Source organism: Quadrisphaera sp. DVD1 (assembly GCF_058932755.1).
Window position 1 is genome coordinate 1 of record NZ_JBZYWI010000205.1, and the last position, 4,188, is coordinate 4,188.

A 4,188-nucleotide genomic window follows, 5' to 3' on the forward strand; every position below is an offset into this window, starting at 1 on the left:
GCCCTCGTCACCTCCTGGCGGGGCCAGGGACCGGTGGACCTGCCCGCCGGCGTCCGCGCCCAGCGGGCCTGTGGCAGGCTGGCGCTCGCCCGCGACCCCGACGGGCCGGCGGGCAGCGAGCGCCGAGCAGTTCCGACCCGGTGAGGAGACGCGCGGTGGACGCCGAGGACATGGGCCAGGACCTCGCCGAGGTGCTCGTCCCCGCTGAGGACATCGCGCGCCGGCTGGCCGAGATGGCCGCCGAGGTCGACCGCGACTACGCCGGGCGCGACGTGCTCCTGGTCGGCGTGCTCAAGGGCGCCGTGATGGTCATGGCCGACTTCTGCCGCGCCCTGCACTCCAGCGCCGAGATGGACTGGATGGCGGTCTCCAGCTACGGGTCGGGCACCAAGTCCTCCGGGGTGGTCCGCATCCTCAAGGACCTCGACCGCGACGTCACCGGGCGCGACGTGCTCATCGTCGAGGACATCATCGACTCGGGGCTCACGCTGTCCTGGCTCGTGGCGAACCTGCGCTCGCGCGGCGCCGCGTCCGTGGAGGTGCTGACGCTGCTGCGCAAGCCCGACGCCGCCAAGGTCGAGGTCGAGACCCGCTACGTCGGCTTCGACATCCCCAACGCCTTCGTGGTGGGCTACGGGCTGGACTACGCCGAGCGCTACCGCAACCTGCCGTTCGTGGGCACGCTGGCGCCGCACGTCTACGCCGGGTGATCGCCCGCAGCGAACGGGTGGAACAGCGACGGGCGGCTCGTCCGTTGGACCAGTGAGGACCCGCCGCGGCGCGGGGACTCTCGGCCCGCCGGTGTACGGTCGGCGCCGACTTCGCGAGCAGGAGGGACCGGGCTCACCGCCCACCACCCCATGAACCCCAGGCGCATCTTCCGCGGCCCGACGGTGTGGATCGTCGTCGCGCTGCTCGGGCTGCTGCTCGCCAGCCAGCTCCTCGGCGGCGGCCGCACCTCCACGATCGACACCCAGGACGGCCTCGAGCTGCTCGCCGACGGGCGGGCCACGCAGGCCCGCGTCGTCGACGGCGACCAGCGCGTCGACCTCACCCTGGAAGACCCCTACGTGGTCGACGGCGAGGACTACGGCACCGACGTCCAGTTCTACTACGTCGCCCCGCGCGGCGAGGAGGTCGCTGCGGCCGTCTCCGACGCCGCGCCGGAGGACGGCTGGACCGACGAGGTCCCGCAGGGCTCCTTCCTCGGCAGCCTGCTGCTCACCCTGCTGCCGGTGCTGCTGATCCTCGTCCTCTTCTACTTCTTCTTCGCGAACATGCAGGGCGGCGGCAACCGCGTCATGCAGTTCGGCAAGTCCAAGGCGAAGCTCGTCAGCAAGGAGGCCCCCAAGGTCACCTTCGCCGACGTGGCCGGCGCCCAGGAGGCCGTGGAGGAGCTGGAGGAGATCAAGGACTTCCTCGCCGAGCCGGCCAAGTTCCAGGCGGTCGGCGCGAAGATCCCCAAGGGCGTGCTGCTCTACGGCCAGCCGGGCACGGGCAAGACCCTGCTCGCCCGCGCGGTGGCCGGCGAGGCGGGCGTGCCGTTCTACTCGATCTCCGGCTCCGACTTCGTCGAGATGTTCGTCGGCGTGGGCGCCTCGCGCGTGCGCGACCTGTTCGAGCAGGCCAAGAACAACGCCCCCGCGATCATCTTCGTCGACGAGATCGACGCCGTCGGCCGCCACCGCGGCGCCGGCATGGGCGGCGGGCACGACGAGCGCGAGCAGACGCTGAACCAGCTGCTCGTGGAGATGGACGGCTTCGACGTCAAGACGAACGTCATCCTCATCGCCGCCACCAACCGCCCCGACATCCTCGACCCGGCGCTGCTGCGCCCGGGCCGCTTCGACCGCCAGATCGCCGTCGAGGCCCCCGACATGGTCGGGCGCGAGCAGATCCTGCGCGTGCACGCCAAGGGCAAGCCGATGGCGCCCGAGGTCGACCTCATGGCCGTCGCCCGGCGCACGCCCGGCTTCAGCGGCGCCGACCTGGCGAACGTGCTCAACGAGGCGGCGCTGCTCACCGCGCGCACCGGCGGCACGACCATCACCGACGCCACGCTCGACGAGGCGATCGACCGCGTCATCGCCGGCCCGCAGAAGCGGACCCGGCTGATGAGCGACAAGGAGAAGAAGATCACCGCGTACCACGAGGGCGGGCACGCCCTGGTGGCCGCGGCGCTGCGGCACACCGACCCGGTGACCAAGGTGACGATCCTCCCGCGCGGGCGCGCGCTGGGCTACACGATGGTCATGCCGGTGGACGACAAGTACTCGACCACCCGCAACGAGATCCTCGACCAGCTCGCGTACGCCCTCGGCGGCCGCGTGGCCGAGGAGCTGGTCTTCCACGACCCGACGACCGGCGCCTCCAACGACATCGAGAAGGCGACCGGGCTGGCCCGCAAGATGGTCACCCAGTACGGCATGAGCGAGCGGGTGGGCGCGATCAAGCTCGGCTCCGGCAGCGGCGAGGTCTTCCTCGGCCGCGACGTCGGCCACGAGCGCGACTACTCCGAGGGCGTCGCCGAGATCGTCGACGAGGAGGTGCGCCGGCTCATCGAGGCCGCGCACGACGAGGCCTGGGAGATCCTCGTGGAGCACCGCGCGGTGCTCGACGCCCTGGTCCTCGAGCTCCTGGAGAAGGAGACGCTCAACCGCGAGCAGCTCGCCCAGGTCTTCGCCCCGGTGCAGAAGCGGCCCCTGCGGCCGGTCTGGCTCTCCAGCGCGCGGCGCCTGGTCTCCGACGCCCCGCCGGTCCTCACGCCCGGCGAGCGCGCCGCGATGGCCAACGGGCACGTCAACGGCAGCAGCCGGATGGCCCCGCAGGACGAGGCGGCAGCGGCCAGCGGGGAGAACCCCGCGGGCGGCGCGGTCGTCGAGGTGCCCCGGCCCTTCCAGGCCGACCCCGGCGCCCAGGCCTGACCGGTGGCGGCGGCTGAGACGCCGACCGGCGCGTACGACGCCGAGCGCGTGCGCGCCGCGGTGCGCGAGTACCTCGCGGCCATCGGGGAGGACCCCGACCGCGAGGGGCTGCGCGACACCCCCGACCGGGTCGCCCGGGCGGGGGTGGAGCTCTTCGCGGGGCTGCGCCAGCGCCCCGAGGAGGTGCTCGCCACCTCCTTCGACCTCGGCCACGACGAGATGGTCCTCGTGCGCGACATCGCGGTCTCCTCGGTCTGCGAGCACCACCTGCTGCCCTTCACCGGGGTCGCGCACGTCGCCTACATCCCCTCGGCGGACGGCCGGATCACCGGGCTGTCCAAGCTGGCCCGCCTCGTCGACGTCTTCGCCCGCCGCCCGCAGGTGCAGGAGCGGCTGACCACCCAGGTCGCCGACGCCCTCGTCGAGCACCTGCACCCGCGCGGGGTGATGGTCGTCCTCGACTGCGAGCACCTGTGCATGTCGATGCGCGGGGTGCAGCGCCCCGGCGCGCGCACCACCACCTCGGCGGTCCGCGGCGGCATGCGCGAGCCCGCGACCCGGGCCGAGGCGCTCAGCCTCATCCTCCGGTGACGGCCGTGGCGCCCCTGCTCGCGCCCGGCCGCACCCGGGTGGTGGGCGTGGTCAACACCACCCCCGACAGCTTCAGCGACGGCGGCCGCTGGCTCGAGCCGGAGGCCGCGCTGGCCCACGGCCGGGCGCTGCTCGCCGAGGGCGCCGACCTGCTCGACGTCGGCGGGGAGTCCACCCGGCCCGGCGCGCAGCGGGTGGCCGAGGCCGAGGAGCTGCGCCGGGTGCTGCCGGTGGTCGCGGGCCTGGCCGCCGCCGGCGCCGTGGTGAGCGTCGACACGATGCGGGCGGGCGTGGCGCTCGCCGCGGTCGAGGCCGGCGCGGCCGTCGTCAACGACGTCAGCGGCGGCCTGGCCGACCCCGACCTGCTGCCCGCCGTGGCCGGCACCGGCGCGCTGGTCGTGCTCTCGCACTGGCGCGGGCACGCCGACCGGATGCGCGAGCTGGCGGTCTACGACGACGTGGTCGGGGAGGTCCGCGCAGCGCTGGCCGAGCGCGTCGCGGCGGCGCAGGAGGCCGGCCTCCCGCGCGAGCGCGTCGTCGTCGACCCCGGGCTGGGCTTCGCCAAGGACGGCGTGCACGACTGGGCGCTGCTGGCCGCGCTGCCGGCGCTGGTGGCCGACGGCCTGCCGGTGCTCGTGGGCGCCTCTCGGAAGCGGTTCCTCGGCGCGCTGCT

At 74.1% G+C, this 4,188-nt stretch carries 4 protein-coding genes; all 4 read left to right on the forward strand.

Going from position 1 to position 4,188, the window contains the following annotated elements; genetic code table 11:
* The first annotated feature begins 155 nt into the window (after positions 1–155).
* On the forward strand, positions 156–710 hold the full coding sequence (gene hpt, locus AC5FZL_RS15760; RefSeq protein WP_493619830.1) for a hypoxanthine phosphoribosyltransferase: 555 nt from the start codon (positions 156–158) through the stop codon (positions 708–710).
* A 150-nt stretch (positions 711–860) separates the two neighbouring features.
* Positions 861–2,924, forward strand: coding sequence for an ATP-dependent zinc metalloprotease FtsH (gene ftsH / locus AC5FZL_RS15765; protein ID WP_493619831.1), 2,064 nt, complete (start codon positions 861–863; stop codon positions 2,922–2,924).
* Positions 2,925–2,927: 3 nt separating this feature from the next.
* Positions 2,928–3,515, forward strand: a complete 588-nt coding sequence (gene folE, locus AC5FZL_RS15770) for a GTP cyclohydrolase I FolE (RefSeq protein ID WP_493619832.1) — start codon at positions 2,928–2,930, stop codon at positions 3,513–3,515.
* On the forward strand, positions 3,512–4,188 hold a 677-nt coding region (folP, locus tag AC5FZL_RS15775; RefSeq protein WP_493619833.1), incomplete at its 3' end, for a dihydropteroate synthase. The genes folE and folP, both read left to right, overlap by 4 nt.

Coding starts and splice junctions, on each gene's coding strand:
- ftsH (WP_493619831.1), top strand. CDS start 861: ATGAACCCCAGGCGCATCTTCCGCGGCCCGACGGTGTGGATCGTCGTC.